Source organism: Dyadobacter sp. CY347, assembly GCF_021502655.1.
GTDB lineage: Bacteria > Bacteroidota > Bacteroidia > Cytophagales > Spirosomataceae > Dyadobacter.
On the sequence record NZ_JAKFFT010000004.1, the window covers coordinates 1 to 16,038 of the forward strand.

Consider the following 16,038-nt stretch of genomic DNA (forward strand, 5'->3'; position numbering starts at 1 on the left):
GAAGGCGCGCTACTCCTTGGTAACGCGCCTTCGACCGCCCGGCGGCCCGGTCCGCTCAGGCTGACAGAGCTAAGCCTCAGGCTGACAGGGCTACGCCTTACTCTGACAAGTCCATTTATCCATAAACTTCACCCAATGCAATTCGGAGCAAGCACGTTTATATGGGTTTCCCCATTCTCAACGCGGAATATTGACCTGCTAACCAAAGTCAAAAACATGGGCTATGACATTATCGAAATAGCCGTGGAAGACACTAAAATCATTGATTGGGATTTGATTAAAAGTGTTGCGAAAGATCTGGATTTGAAGATCACGATCAGCGGCGCATTTGGGCCCGAACGAGACATTTCCAGTACAGAGCCCCTGCATCGCCAGCTTGGTAAGGAATACATTATCGACTGTATTAAAATTGCACAAAACGTAGGCAGCCCGATCTTTGGCGGGCCCGTTTATTCCGCAGTGGGTAAGACCCGGATCGTTTCGGATGAACAGAAAAAACGAGAACGCGTTTGGTGCATTGAAACGCTTGTCGAGATTGCACAAATTGCTGCCGACCATGGCGTTGTCGTAGGCCTGGAACCGCTTAACCGCTTTGAAACAGACATGGTTAACACCGTGGATCAGGCGCTTTCGATCGTGCGCGAGGTGTCCAGCCCTAACCTGAAAATTGTCCTTGATACATTCCATTCCAACATTGAGGAAAAAGACATTGCTGCATCGGTCAGGATGATCGGAAAGGACTTGCTATGCCACGTGCAGGGCAATGAAAGTGACCGGGGAACGCCTGGAACGGGACATTTGGAATGGGAAGGAATCCGGGATGCATTGGTCGAAATCGGTTATGACGGTGCGGTTGTGATCGAAACTTTTGGTCAGCCTTCGAAAGAGCTTGCGCGTGCCGCTTGCATCTGGCGTCCGCTTGCCAATAGTGCCGATGAGCTGGCCGAAGAAGGTTTGGCCTTTTATAAAAAAATGTTTTCTTAAAATTCTCAATGATGCGTAAAGTCCTGCTGTTCCTTTTTGTCTTTTCAAATGTGTTGGCTCTTGCTCAGATCCCCGTTGATCTGACCGGTTTTGATAAAAAGAAAGGAGTTAAGGTAATAACCGAAGGCAATTTGCTGCACGTAGAATGGCCCGCCGGAAATGCAGAATCCGGTAAAATTGTAATTGATCTGAGCAAGGGGCAGCCTGTTATTAATGGTCTGCTGATTGGAAAAAATAATGCTTACAAAACCATCGTCAAAAACCTTGACCCTGCGATTATTCTGACCGTCGGAAAACGTGATCTTGTTTCGCAAAACGGTTGGAATATTTTCTTTGATAAAACAGCCTATTTACCCTACAAAACGTACCCGGTAAAGCTGGATAAAACGGGCGTTAAGGTCGTGAGCTCCGGTTCCCAGACCGAAATAATCGTCTCTGGCGCCACGGGTGGGCCGTTTTCCGGCTCCTATAATTTCACCCTCTATAATGGCAGCTCGTTAATGAATGTTGCGGCTGTAATGTCCACAGATGTAGATTCGCTGGCAGTGGTTTACGACGCGGGACTGGTGAGCCAACAGTCACCCTGGGAAAAGCTGTTTTGGTCTGATACTGAGAATAATGTACGGAGCAAAGAGGTGATTAAAATGGATACGGTCAACATGATGGCTGTGAAATACAGGACTATCATCGGAGAAGGAAAAGAAGGCAGCCTGGCCGTTTTCCCAGCGCCGCACCAGTTTTTTTACCCGCTTGATAATGCTTATAACCTCGAACACATTTGGTATGGCAACAATTACCGGAACCAGTTTCCGGGTTTTGGCATAGGTCTCCGGCACGACCTGCTTGGCGACCGCCGTTGGGTTCCTTGGTTCAATGCGCCGCCTAAGACACAGCAACGCTATAATTTTTTCTGCTTATTGAGCGCTGAAAAAGATGGAAAAGTGCTCGAAAAAGTAAAAGCTTTCACGCATAATGATACTTATGAGCCGTTGCCAGGCTATTACACCATGTCGAGCCACTTTCACCAGGAGCATGTGGATGAGGTGCTTACGCGGAGGCCCATTCCGGAAATGCCCGGTTTTGTGAAAGCATTCCGGAACACCGGCGTCAACATTGTCCATCTGGGCGAATTTCACGGGCCGGGAAGTCCGCGCGGCCCGGAAGCGAAGCGCTGGCCGGAACTGAAAATGATGTTTGACGAATGCAAACGGCTTTCCGATGGAAATTTTCTGCTCTTACCGGGCGAAGAACCAAACAATTTTTTCGGCGGACATTGGATGAATATCTTTCCAAAACCCGTTTACTGGTTAATGTCGCGTGAAAAGAACCAGCCATTTGTTGAGGAAAATCCAACTTACGGAAAGCTTTACCGCATTGGCAATAAAGAGGAAATGTTGAAGCTGCTGGAATTGGAAAAAGGCCTTGCCTGGACTGCTCATGCAAGAACAAAAGGCTCAACTGGCTTTCCCGACAAATATAAGGACGAGGCATTTTACAAATCGGACCGTTTTTTGGGCGCGGCCTGGAAAGCAATGCCAGCGGATTTGTCTCAGCCAAAGTTAGGCAAGCGCGTGCTGGACCTGATGGACGATATGGCCAATTGGGGACAGAAAAAATATGTGATCGCAGAAGCGGACTTGTTCAGAATTGAGCCAAATTATGAGCTGTACGGACATTTGAATGTAAATTACATGCAGCTGGACCAAATGCCGGAGTTTGAAAATGGCTGGCAACCGTTGCTGGATGCGATGGAAAAGGGCAAATTTTTTGTATCAACAGGTGAAGTTTTGCTGCCGGCATTCACGGTGAACAATGTTACATCCGGCGAAACTACCAAAGTGGATGCAAAAGGGAATGTTGAAATTAAGCTGAATGCTAAATGGACATTTCCGTTGAACCGTGCCGAAGTAATTTCTGGTGATGGAAAAGAGGTTTTCCACGATGTGATCAATTTGAATGATACGGAAGCATTCGGTGAGAAGTCGTTTACATTTACCAAAAATCTGAAAAACAGGAAATGGGTGCGGGTTGAAGTTTGGGATGTTGCAGCAAATGGTGCATTCACGCAAATTGTCTGGCTCGACTAAGATCTGTTTCAACAAAATGCGCAGCCAAGTATAGAAAACACGGCTGCCCTCTTTTAAAATAATTGTAAACAAAATCCTTAACTGAATGAAATTTTTAAAAACAACAGTCTGGGCGATCCTCATTTGCCTTTCATTTCAAAATTGTGCCAAAAAGGAGCAGAAAGATGAGAGCGCAGCCACTGAAAAACCGGTTGCACGCCAGATTTGGACAAAAGAACAGGCAAATGAATGGTATGGCAAACAAGGCTGGCTCGTAGGTGCCGATTTTCTGCCGAGCACTGCTATTAACCAGTTGGAAATGTTTCAGGCCGCTGATTTTGATACGGCCACTATTAACAAAGAACTCGGCTGGGCCGCAAACATCGGGATGAATACGATGCGGGTTTATCTGCATGATTTGTTATTTCAGGAAGATTCTGCCGGTTTTGTACAGCGGCTGGATGTGTTCTTGGATATTGCTGAAAAGCACAAGATCAAGCCCGTACTTGTATTATTTGACTCTTGCTGGGACCCTTTTCCTAAGCTCGGAAAGCAACGTGCGCCTAAACCTGGCGTGCATAATTCGGGCTGGGTGCAGAGCCCGGGACTGAATGCATTAAAAGACAGTACGCAATATCCGCGTTTGGAAAGATATGTAAAGGGAACTGTTGCATCCTTTGCGAGCGACAACCGTGTGCTTGCCTGGGACATTTGGAACGAGCCGGATAACCCGAATACAAGTTCTTATGGTAAGGTTGAGTTGCCCAACAAAGTGGATTATGTGATTCCATTGCTTTCCAAAGCATTCGTTTGGGCGCGTTCTGTTGGTCCTTCGCAGCCGTTAACAGCAGGTGTCTGGAATGGCGACTGGACTTCCCACGAAACTTTGAAACCGATCGAAAAAGTAATGATCGACCAATCCGACATTGTTACTTTCCATAATTACGAAGATGCAGCGGACTTTGAAAAACGCATTAAGCAGTTGCAGCAATATGGCCGCCCGATGATCTGTACCGAATATATGTCGCGTGGGAACGGCAGCTTTTTCAAAGGCTCATTGCCAATTGCCAAGAAATACAACGTAGGTGCTATCAACTGGGGACTCGTAGACGGCAAATCCCAAACGATCTATCCCTGGGACAGCTGGAAAAAAACCTACACCAAAGAACCCGACCTATGGTTCCACGACATCTTCCGCAAAGACGGAACACCTTACAAGAAGGATGAAGTTGAGTTGATAAAGAACTTGACTGCGGCGAAGTAACTCAGATTGAATTAAAAAGTAAGACTTCCCAGATTTGTTTTGGCAGGTCTTACTTTTTTAATGAGTATGTTTCTGTTTTAGAAAGGATAAATCGACATTTTTGAGGATCTCCATCAATTGGTCATTTTTGAATTTCCCCAGTTCTTCTACTGTCTTAAACCGCCTTCCTTCTGGCCGTTGGGGTTTTGAAGACTTATTTTTAGTTTTATGATCCATTACTGATGTATGTTAGTGCCATGTGAATTTCAGATTTTTCCGGCAAATAAAAAAACCTTTATACGTCTTATTCTTGCAAAAGCTTTCTGGAAAGTTATCGCTTTCTAATGCTCCATAAACATCAAACTCCTGCAATATCTTCACAAAGACGATCGTACAGGACCCACCCATGAGAAAAACCTTCACAATTAATTTACTTGGTCTATCAACGGCTATTTTGTTGTGTGTGAATGCATTCGCCCAAAAGCGTCAGCAAAAACCCAACGTCATTTTCATCTACGCCGACGACGTGGGCTATGGTGATTTGAGCAGTTATGGTGCTTCAAAAATCTCGACACCCAACATTGACCGGATCGGGAAGGAAGGGATCCGTTTTACGAATGCGCATACGACTTCGGCAACTTGCACGCCTTCAAGATTTGGGTTGCTGACCGGGAAATATCCCTGGCGGCAGAAAGGAACCGGTGTCTTGCCGGGAGACGCGTCGCTCATCATTCCAACAGACCGGCTGACTTTGCCGAAAGTATTTCAAAATGCGGGCTATAAAACTGCATCAGTTGGGAAATGGCATTTGGGGCTGGGTGAAAAAAACAAGCAGATCAACTGGAATGAGCCCATTACCACGGGCCCGAACGAAACCGGCTTCGACTACGCCTACTTTTTCCCGGCAACCTCCGACCGTGTCCCAACCGTTTTTATTGAAAATCATGAAGTGCAGGGATGGGATAAATCAGATCCCATCACAGTGGATTACTCGAAAAAAATAGGGAATGAGCCAACAGGCCTGGAAAATCCGGAGCTGTTAAAATTGCCGGCTTCACCAAATCACGGGCATAACAACACCATTGTGAATGGCATTGGCCGCATCGGATGGATGACGGGCGGGAAGCAAACGCGCTGGACGGATGAGGAGATTGCACATGTTTTTTTGAGCAAAGCGGAGCAGTTTATGGAGGACAATCAGAAGAACCCGTTTTTCCTCTATTTCTCATTAAACGACATTCACGTTCCAAGAATGCCCAGCAGCCAGTTTAAGGGAAAAAGCCAAATGGGCTTGCGCGGCGATGTGATCCTTCAAATGGACTGGACCGTTGGCGAGATCCTGAAAAAGCTGGATGATTTGAAGTTGACTGAAAACACACTGATCATCTTTTCCAGCGATAATGGTCCCGTCTTGGATGATGGTTATGCGGATAAAGCAGTCGAATTGGCCAAAGGACACAAGCCTGCGGGTGCATTGCGGGGTGGGAAATACAGCGCTTTCGAAGGTGGAAGCCGTGTGCCCTGGCTCGCGCGCTGGCCGCAGACGATCAAACCTGGAACAGTTTCGGATGCAGTGATTTGCCAGATCGATATGCTTGCATCGTTCGCCAACTTCTTTCAGCAAAAAATGGAGGTCGATGATGCACCGGATAGTTTCAACAGCATTGACGCGATTTTGGGAAAATCAAAAACCGGCAGGTCGTATCTGATCAAGCAAGGCGGCGCATTGTCCATTACCAAAGAAAACTGGAAATATATCGAGCCAAGACAAGGCAAAGCGATCCAGGAACTCACCAACACAGAAACGGGAAATAATGTAGCCCCTCAACTTTATGATCTCAGCAAAGATTTAGGAGAAAAAATAAACCTGGCCGATAAATATCCTGCAAAAGTAAAGGCTATGGCAGCGGAATTGGCGAAAATAAGGGAGGCTGAAAGGAGCAGGTAAAAATTTCCCAAAAAAACTTTGTGACCATTACAAAGACCTGACGTCTAAACGCATAAAACCCATGTTTTATGACGTCACATTTCTTTCAGTTTTCAAGAGTTTTTGCGGTTGTTTTATTGTCGGTGCTGTTTCAGAATGCGTTCGGGCAGATGGTTTATTTTCACCCGGACTTTTCCGGATCAGGGCCATTTGTGCATGCTGATCCTGATTCCGGGCAGTTTAGCCACATTGTTGAAACGGTTCCTGCACTTTCTTTTTCGAAATTTTCCAAAGATTACATGGATCTCGTGCGGACCCAGGAAGATTCTGCTACGGGTGGGATCATTCGGGTGTTGCGGGCGACGCCATTTACTCCAAACCCTGAAACATTGTTTATCCGGATCACGCTCAGCGCTGAATCGGTGCAGTCGGCGGCGTTGAATGCAATGTATTTTTATGTGGGTGAGAATTTCAATCCGGACAACCATTCCTTTCCGGGTAATGCGTTAATGTTCGGCAAGTTTTCGCTGAATTTTCAGGAAGGTGGGTTTAGTATCAAGGATTTTGCCACGCAAAACACCAGTAAGGTCATCGCTAAAAAGAAGCAGGTTACACTGACCTGGATCCTGAATAATTCAAAGAAATCGCTCGAATACAAACTTTTGCCCACTCACGTCGTCACCTACAACGCATTACCCGGCACTTACGATTTATGGGTTGATAATGAGCCGGTAAGCCTCAGCAGTCCCGCTTATCCAGGCAACTCAGTCTATTCAAATACCAAGCTTTCAAACTTCGAAATGCGGTTCCGGAATGGGCAAGGTAAGGTCCGCATTCATGACATGATGATCCGCGACGGCGTCTCTGAGCTGAAAGCAGGAGCAGTGCTGATTGCGCCGAATCCGGCAACGCGACAACTGATCACATTACGTGCTGAAAATGTGGAGAAGTCTTCGGTTCGGCTTTTTAATATGTGGGGACGGAATGTGAACATTTCGACCAATGTAGTTGCTTTGGATAAAATCGAAATCCATCCTGCCGAGGAACTGGCGTCGGGTATGTATATCGTGCATTTTCAAAATAAGCAGCGACAGAAAAAATCGGTCAGAGTAATGATAGAGTAATGTTGAGGGTGCAAGATTTTTTGGTATAGGATGAAAATTGGATTAAGTTTGACTAATCGTTGTAATCAGGCAGGCTTGCATTTGTAACCTGCGGCAACTTTTACAATGTTATGAAACCACATTCTCAGCCTCCTCAATCTTCTGATGACCATGCGCTCTGGCAACAGTTTTTGTCAGGAAATGTGGCTGCGTTTGAGCAATTAATGTCGTCGCATTTCCGGGTGCTTTTCCGTTATGGCTGCAAATTTTCCAAAGACCAGGAGTTTGTAAAGGACTCGGTGCAGGATTTGTTTTTGCATTTATGGGAAAAACGTGAAAATCTGAGGACGGAAGTGGCCGTTAAACCTTATCTGATGGCTTCGCTGCGCCGGCTAATGCACAGAAGCACATCATCAAAATCGTGGGTAGGGGAAGGAAATGCGGAACAGGCTGATGAAGCATTTGATCTCGAATTTTCTGTTGAGCAACAATACATTATCAACGAATCCACGCTTGTGCGCACGCGCCAGCTCGAAAAGCTGCTGATGGAACTTCCCAAGCGGCAGAAGGAAGTGATTTATCTTAAATTTTTCCAGGAACTGAGCCGTGAGCAGATCTCGGAAATCATGGCCGTGTCCCCGCAAACCGTTTCCAACTTACTCCAAATCGCCATCAAGCAGCTGAAAAAGCATTGGAAGTCCGAATTCCTCACCTTCTTCTTGATCCATTTATTTATATAAAAAAGGGTCATAATGCCACTGAAAATGCGGTTTTGTTGATTTTTTTAGAAATAATTTAAAATTTATTGGTATCCCGATCCGGTTTGTGTCTATCATATGTTAGAAGCAAGCTGCATATGGATCACTATAAGGATTTTACCGTCGAAGATTTTGTCTGGGATACTTTTTTTCGGCAATGGATGCTGTCACCCACGCGCGAAACAGACGAGCTTTGGGGAGCATGGATCGAAACTAATGCAGATGCCCATCAAAAAATCCAGCAGGCCAGGAGCATCGTGCTGTCGTTAAGCATGCACGAACCCGAAATAAGCGATCCTGAGATTACGGAAATCGTTAAAAATACGGTCGGCCGGATCAATAGTTTTGAAAAATATCCTGCACCCGCCGAACCTGCAAAATATACCAAAATTTATAATTTCCCCTGGTTTCGCATCGCTGCAACGGTTGCCTTGGTGCTCGTTTCAGGCTGGATCATTTTCTCACTTTCGACCAAGAAAGAATCACAGAAAATCACATTTGAAAAGCCCATTCAGGAGCATAAGGATAGCCTTACCGAGAAGTGGAATGCTTCTATGAAGCCTATGACGGTGGTTTTGGAGGATGGAAGCAAGGTTACATTGTCGGCCAATGGCCGCATCCGTTATGCCAATAAGTTTGTTGCCGCCAGGCGTGAAGTTTACCTGGAAGGTGAGGCATTTTTTGATATCACCAAAGACGCCGATCGTCCGTTTTTTGTGTATTCCAATGGCTTGGTTACCAAGGTTTTGGGCACAAGTTTTACTGTTAAAGCATACGGAAATTCCAATGAAGTTACAGTTGAAGTGAAAACCGGGCGTGTCTCTGTTTTCGCACAATCAGATCCTGATGTGGCACAAAAAACGTCCGGTCGGGAACTGCAAGGCATTGTGCTAAGCCCAAATCAGAAGATCATTTATTCGAGGGAAGAAGTGAGAATGGTGAAGACGCTGGTGGAAAAACCGGAAATAGTCGTTCCTAAGGCTGAAATTTCGCAATTCCAGTTTGAAGACACACCCGCAAGCGATGTGTTTGCAACCGTTGGAAAGGCCTATGGCATTGAAATCCTTTACGATGCGGAAATTTTGAAAGACTGCCCGCTAACAGCAACGCTGGATAACCAGACACTTCATGAAAAGCTTTTTATCATCTGCCAGGCTGTTGAAGCCAGCTACGAAATCCTTGACGGACAAGTTGTGATCCACAGCAGAGGTTGTAAAAATTGACATGACCACATTGTAAATCAAGATTATACTTTAAACCAAACACCTAAACGCTCTGACTAAGAAACAGAAAGAATAATCCATAAAAAAGAGCCGGCAATGTTCCCGCATCACCGGCTCCGAATGAATCCCTTTTGGTTGTCGCCATTTTTCCTCCTATGCGGAGGCAGGGACCGTTTTGCCAGCTTTTGAATCATAACAAAACAATCAAATCTATGAAAAAACCCTTTAAATACCGCCAGGTATTACTTTGGACGATGCGAATAACAGCTACACAATTGATATTTGCCATATGGTTCATTGGAACCGGCCAAGCTCACGACAGCAACGCGCAGTCGCTTCTATCTCAAAAAATTACGATTAAGGCCAGCGGCAGTGAAGTCAAGAAAGTGCTGGGCCAGGTTGAAAAACAAGCCGATGTCCGGTTTGTGTTCAGTTCCAAACTGATCAAATCGGCCAGAAAAGTGACGGTTAATGCGACCGACAAACCATTATATGAAGTCCTTGACCAAATATTAACACCTTTGGAGCTTCAATACGAAGTCTCGGGGAAAATAATCATCCTGAAAAGACAAGATGCACTTCCACCTGCGGAAATCCCCTCAAAAAGCATTGCTCCGAAACGCAACCTCACAGGAAAAGTGGTGGACGAAATGAACGCGCCGCTTCCAGGCGTGAGCATTGTGGTGAAAGGGACGCAAACCGGCACCACCACTGACGCGGATGGCGGCTTCACCTTGGATGTGCCTGATAATGCGACGCTTGTCCTAAGTTTTGTAGGTTATACAACCAAAGAAATCCCGGTCGAAAACCAAAGCACGATCAATATTACGCTCGAAGCTGACGTAAGAGCATTGAATGAGCTTGTAGTAGTAGGTTATGGTGTCGTGAAAAAGTCAGATTTGACCGGCTCGGTGGCTTCCATCAAAAGCACTGAACTGAATGCTTACCCCGCCACAAACCTGATGCAATCACTTGCGGGACGCGCAACCGGTGTGCAGATTTCGCAAAATACTGGCGCGCCGGGAAGCCCGATCAGCGTCCGGATCCGGGGAACTAACTCGGTTCAGGGTGGTAACGAGCCGCTTTATGTGGTGGATGGTTTCCCTTATTCCGGCAGCCCAACATTGCTGAACAATGCAGACGTTGAATCGATTGAAATTTTGAAAGATGCTTCTGCCACAGCTATTTATGGTTCCAGAGGAGCGAATGGCGTGGTTTTGATCACGACCAAAAAAGGAAAGTCGGGGCGGATCAGCGTGGATCTGGACAGCTATGTAGGCTTTCAGACCGCCAGGAAGAAAATTGAAATGATGAATGCAAAAGAATATGCACAATTCTACAACGAACAAGCTGCCAATGACGGACTTGCACCGCATTTTACGCAAGATGAAATCAATGGTTTCGGCGCCGGAACCGACTGGCAGGACCTTGCACTTCGAACAGCAGCCATTCAAAATCATTCGGTTTCTGTGAATGGCGGGAATGAGAAAACACGCTTTTCGGTTTCGGGAAGCAATTTCAATCAGGGCGGGATCATTATTGGAAGCGATTATGTGCGCAACTCCATCCGCGCCAATCTGAGCACCGATTTCAGCAAAAAGTTTAAGTTCGATATCAACACGATTTTAACCCGCATTGACACAGACCGCAAGAATTCAAGCGGCGGAAACAGGGGTAACTCGCTGATCTCGGCTATGCTTTCGGGTTATCCGACCGTTGGTGCGCGTTTACCGGAGGGTGGTTATTCTAATTTGGCCACGGTTTATTCCTGGGGTTCCAACGTGATCACCAATCCACTGAACTTCATCGAGCAGCAATCGGATCACCTTCGTTCCAATAAAGTGCTTGCCAACGGAGCGCTTACTTACACGCCGCTGGACGGCCTTTCTATCAAAATTTCGGGCGGCATTGAAAACACGGACGACAGAGCGGACCTTTATACGACCAAGAAATTCGTGAATTCCCTGGGGTCTGCGTCGATTAATACCATGCAGACAACCAGCTTGCTGAACGAGAATACGGTAAGTTATGTGAAGGAAATTGGCAAGCACAATATTTCTGCGGTGGCCGGTTTCACTTATCAGGACCTGACCCAGACAGAGCTTAATACGTCTGCGAGCGGCTTTGTGAGTGATATTCAGGAATCGTTTGATGTGGGAGCGGGTGCTACGCAGGGGGTACCAAGATCCAGTTATCTTAAATGGTCACTTTTGTCTTACCTGGGGCGGTTAAACTATTCCTTTAATGATAAATTCCTGGCAACGGTCAGTTTCCGTGCCGATGGTTCGTCCCGTTATACCGAAGGCCAGAAATGGGGTTACTTTCCGTCGGGATCGATTGCTTACCGTTTGTCTGAGGAGAAATTTATTCAAAATATTCCATTCATTTCCGACCTGAAAATCCGGGTTGGTTATGGTGAAACGGGAAGCACGGCGATCGATCCTTACTATACATTAAATCAATTGTCTTCAAGCAAAGTGGTTTTTGGCGATGCCTTAACAACTGCGTACGCACCTGGTCTACGCCTCGCAGGGCCGTTGAAATGGGAAACAACGTCACAATCTGACATTGGATTAGATATTGGATTTTTCCAAAACCGCTTCTCGCTGACATTGGATTATTATATCAAAAATACGCGGGACCTGCTCAACAATGTGCCATTGCCTTCGTCGCTGGGATATGCTTATACAATTGATAATGTTGGAAAAGTGCAGAATAAAGGTTTTGAAATCTCGGCCAATGCGAGTGTGCTCACCGGCGCTTTCAAGTGGAATGTGTCTGCCAATGCATCTATCAATAAAAACAAAGTCTTGAAATTATACGGAGGCAATGATGTCCTGGGTCAGGCGATTGATATTTCGGTAATCAATGACAATGTGAATGTGCTGCGCGAAGGCGAATCTATCGGTGCTTTTTACGGATACATTGAGAAAGGCTATGATGAAACCGGCAAGATTGTTTACGAAGATTTCAACGGAAACGGCACGCGTGACATTGGCGACAAACGCATCATTGGTAACCCGAACCCAAAATTCATCTACGGTTTCAATTCAAGCATGAATTACAAGAATTTTGAGCTGAATGTGTTCATCCAGGGCTCTCAGGGCAATGATATATTCAATCTGAGCTCTGTAAACCAGACGATGGATTACGGGCAGGCGCTGAATATGCCGCGTGAAGTTTTTGAAAACCACTGGACGCCAACCAATACCAATGCCAAATATCCCCTGATAACAGGCAAAGTGTCGCAAGCGCAGGTTTCGAACCGGTTCGTAGAAGACGGATCTTACCTGCGTTTCAAGAACATTCAGCTGAGCTACAATGTGCCGGTGAAAAACATCAAATGGCTTACCAACGCACAAATTTATGTGAGCGCACAAAACCTGATCACATTCACCAAATATTCCTGGTTTGATCCTGAAATCAGTTCCTATGGCAGCGCCAACTCGATCCGCACGGGCATTGACCATTACAGCTATCCTACTGCAAAAACGACTACCATTGGCTTGCGCGTAGGTTTCTGATCATCAAACATTAAAATTTCTCTGTAATGAAAAATATAGCTATCTGTTTAATACTCGCCCTTTCCCTCGCGGCGTGTGAAGACGTTCTGAAAGAACAGCCCAAATCGCTGGCTGCGGAAGTGTTTTATAACACGCCCGATGAAGCTCGCGCGGCGGTAAATGCCATTTACGGCCCTATGCGCGGTCCTAATGGTTTTAGTGTCAATTATCCGGCGCAGCAGGAAGGCTTGCCTGACTATGGAAATTCAAGAGGCAGCCAAACGCCGGTAAGCTTGTATCAAGGGTTGGATAATACGAACATTACCCGCGTGGGGGCAATCTGGGATGCCTTTTACCAATCCATACGGAATGCCAACATTGTGATCGAGAATGTGCCGAAAGCAACCGAGATATCCGAAGGCGATATCGCAAAATTCGTCGCGGAAGCCAAGTATCTGCGTTCGCTGATCTACTTCGCGATGGTCCGCAACTGGGGCGGCGTTCCGTTGCGTACTGAAGCGAATATGACAGTTACCGACGTAAAGCGTGCGAGTGTTGAGGAAGTGTACAATCAGATTCTGAGTGATGCACTGAACGCAGAGCAGTTCCTGCCGGATAGCCCTTCGGAAATAGGCCGTCCTACAAAATGGGCTGCGAAAACATTGCTTTCGGAGATCTATATGTATCAGGAAAAATGGAAAGAATCCAGCGAACGGGCCAAAGAGGTGATCGCATCGGGTAAATATTCATTGGTGCCTGTAAGCGTTTCGGAAGATTTTCAGAAAATTTACGGTCCGGAAGTAGTATCCACGCCCGAAGAGATCTTTTACTTCAAATTCTCACGTCAGCAGGGCTTTGGACTGGTCGGCTACGCACACCGCGCCATTGGTCAGTATCGCTATTATGGCCCGGGCGGTGTATATGCGCAGTATACAGATTCAACTTCCAATTCTTTTATCAAAACCTGGGATATGAAGGACTTGCGTAAAACCCATATCCTGTATAATGTGGATGTAGGACTTGGCCCGAACACCTGTTTGTACCGGAAGTTCCGCGACCCCGTAGCAACGGACGGCGGCGGAAATGATTATCCATGGTATCGTTATGCCGATCTGTTGCTTTTCCACGCCGAAACCGCAGCCAGGGCGAATGGCGCGCCCACAGCCGATGCATTGGAAAGTCTGAACAAAGTGCACCGCAGGGCTTATGGCTACAATGCGGAAACCGTTTCGCCAGTGGATTTCAAGCTTGCAGGACAAACATTAACCACATTTATCGACCTTGTTGTGCGTGAGCGCGGCTACGAAACCATGTACGAAAGCAAGCGCTGGCTCGACCTGAAACGCCTGGGCATTGCCAAAAAGCGTATTAAGGAAGTGAAGAACATCGACATTGCCGACAAGCACATGATGTGGCCGATCCCGAATTCAGAATTGCTTTATAATAAGGCACTTGACCCTGCCAAAGATCAAAATCCAGGTTACTGATTATTCCTATTCCCAACCAACAATTGATGACAATGAATAAGTATTTGATTTATCTGATTGCATTTTTTTTAATAGCCGCCAGCCCTTCATGCTCTGAAAAGAAGAATGAAGAAGCAAAAGACGCCCTTACCGCCGACGTGATCATTTACGGAGGAACTTCCGCGGCGGTTACAGCTGCGGTTCAAGTGATTAAGTCTGGTAAAACAGTGCTGGTCGTTTCGCCGGATAAACATTTGGGCGGGCTCTCTGCGGGAGGTCTTGGATTCACGGATACGGGCAATAAATCCGTGATTGGCGGACTTGCAAGAGAATTTTACCACAGGTTATACCAGCATTACGACAAGCCCGAAGCCTGGAAATGGCAGAAAAAAGACGAATATGGCAACAAAGGCCAGGGAACTCCTGCGATGGACGGAGCTGAGCGCACCATGTGGATCTTCGAGCCGCATGCTGCTGAACAGGTTTTTGAGGATTTTGTAAAAGAAAACAACATTAAAATCTACCGCGACGAGTGGCTGGACAGAGATAAAGGTGTAGAGAAAAAAGACGGAAAAATTGTTTCAATCAAAACACTTTCAGGTAAGACATTCGCAGGCAAAATGTTCATTGACGCAACTTATGAAGGTGATCTGATGGCAGCTGCGGGCGTAAAATACCATGTGGGTCGGGAAGCAAACAGCGTTTACAATGAAAAATGGAATGGTGTGCAGGCGGGCGTTTTCCAGCACGGACATTATTTCAAGAAAAATATTAGCCCTTACAAAGTGGAAGGCGACCCGAAAAGCGGCCTGTTGCCTTACATTAGCGATGAACCTATCGCAGAAAACGGCACGGGTGACAAAAAAATCCAGGCTTACTGCTTCCGTATGTGCCTTTCGTCCAACCCCGATAACCGCATTCCTTTCGAAAAACCAGAGGGCTATGACGTTGCCAATTACGAATTGCTGGCAAGGGTTTACAAAGCAGGCTGGGACGAAACATTTGATAAATACGACCCGATCCCCAACAAAAAGACGGATACAAACAACCATGGCCCATTCAGTACGGATTTCATTGGTGAAAACTATGATTATCCTGAGGCAACCTACGAACGCAGAAAAGAGATCATTAAGGCGCATGAATTGTATCAGAAAGGCTTGATGTATTTCCTGACCAACGATCCCCGAGTGCCTGCGGATGTGCGTAAAGAGATGAGTAAGTGGGGTTTACCCAAGGACGAATTCAAAGACAACGGCGGATGGCCGCACCAGATTTACGTGCGTGAAGCGCGTCGGATGATCTCAGCCACAGTCATGAACGAAAACCATACAATGGGCATCACGCCGGTAGAGCAGCCGGTTGGAATGGGTTCATATGCACTGGACTCGCATAATGCGCAACGTTATGTGAAAAAAGATGGGTATGTGCAAAATGAAGGGGACATTGGCGTGCACCCAAAATCGCCTTACAGCATTTCCTATGCTTCTATCGTCCCTAAGAAAGAGGAGTGTGAAAACCTGTTCGTTCCGGTTTGCCTTTCCAGCTCGCACATTGCCTATGGATCGATCCGTATGGAGCCTGTTTTCATGATTCTGGGACAGAGCGCAGCCGCTGCTGCTGTACAGGCGATTGATACAAAAGTGGCCGTTCAGGACGTGGATTATGCGAAATTGAAAGAGCAGCTTTTAAAAGACAAACAAAAATTAGAATTGTAATATATTATTTTGTCAATTACATTTGCAGCCTAATTTTCGATGTATAAATG

At 46.3% G+C, this 16,038-nt stretch carries 10 protein-coding genes; all 10 read left to right on the forward strand.

The annotated features are described in order from the left end of the window. The coding region (locus tag L0659_RS08195) for a sugar phosphate isomerase/epimerase (RefSeq protein ID WP_235125343.1) at positions 1-984 on the forward strand (984 nt) is incomplete at its 5' end. An 8-nt stretch (positions 985-992) separates the two neighbouring features. Further along, complete coding sequence (locus L0659_RS08200) at positions 993-3,071, forward strand: hypothetical protein (RefSeq protein ID WP_235125344.1); 2,079 nt, start codon at positions 993-995, stop codon at positions 3,069-3,071. Positions 3,072-3,156: 85 nt separating this feature from the next. Beyond that, positions 3,157-4,314 carry a cellulase family glycosylhydrolase gene (locus L0659_RS08205; protein ID WP_235125345.1) on the forward strand — a complete coding sequence of 386 codons (1,158 nt, stop codon included), beginning with the start codon at positions 3,157-3,159 and terminating at the stop codon, positions 4,312-4,314. Between the two features lie 385 nt (positions 4,315-4,699). Further along, positions 4,700-6,241 (forward strand): arylsulfatase, encoded by a 1,542-nt coding sequence (locus L0659_RS08210; protein WP_235125346.1) that lies wholly within the window; start codon positions 4,700-4,702, stop codon positions 6,239-6,241. A 68-nt stretch (positions 6,242-6,309) separates the two neighbouring features. Then, positions 6,310-7,344 carry a T9SS type A sorting domain-containing protein gene (locus L0659_RS08215; RefSeq protein ID WP_235125347.1) on the forward strand — a complete coding sequence of 345 codons (1,035 nt, stop codon included), beginning with the start codon at positions 6,310-6,312 and terminating at the stop codon, positions 7,342-7,344. Between the two features lie 110 nt (positions 7,345-7,454). Next, positions 7,455-8,063, forward strand: coding sequence for an RNA polymerase sigma factor (locus L0659_RS08220; protein ID WP_235125348.1), 609 nt, complete (start codon positions 7,455-7,457; stop codon positions 8,061-8,063). Positions 8,064-8,179: 116 nt separating this feature from the next. Next, positions 8,180-9,304 (forward strand): FecR family protein, encoded by a 1,125-nt coding sequence (locus L0659_RS08225; RefSeq protein ID WP_235125350.1) that lies wholly within the window; start codon positions 8,180-8,182, stop codon positions 9,302-9,304. Between the two features lie 212 nt (positions 9,305-9,516). After that, positions 9,517-12,828: a TonB-dependent receptor gene (locus L0659_RS08230; protein WP_235125351.1), complete on the forward strand. Its 3,312-nt coding sequence runs from the start codon at positions 9,517-9,519 to the stop codon at positions 12,826-12,828. A gap of 26 nt (positions 12,829-12,854) precedes the next feature. Then, on the forward strand, positions 12,855-14,294 hold the full coding sequence (locus L0659_RS08235) for a RagB/SusD family nutrient uptake outer membrane protein (RefSeq protein WP_235125352.1): 1,440 nt from the start codon (positions 12,855-12,857) through the stop codon (positions 14,292-14,294). Between the two features lie 32 nt (positions 14,295-14,326). Next, positions 14,327-15,988, forward strand: a complete 1,662-nt coding sequence (locus tag L0659_RS08240) for an FAD-dependent oxidoreductase (RefSeq protein ID WP_235125353.1) — start codon at positions 14,327-14,329, stop codon at positions 15,986-15,988. The last annotated feature ends 50 nt before the right edge of the window (positions 15,989-16,038 follow it).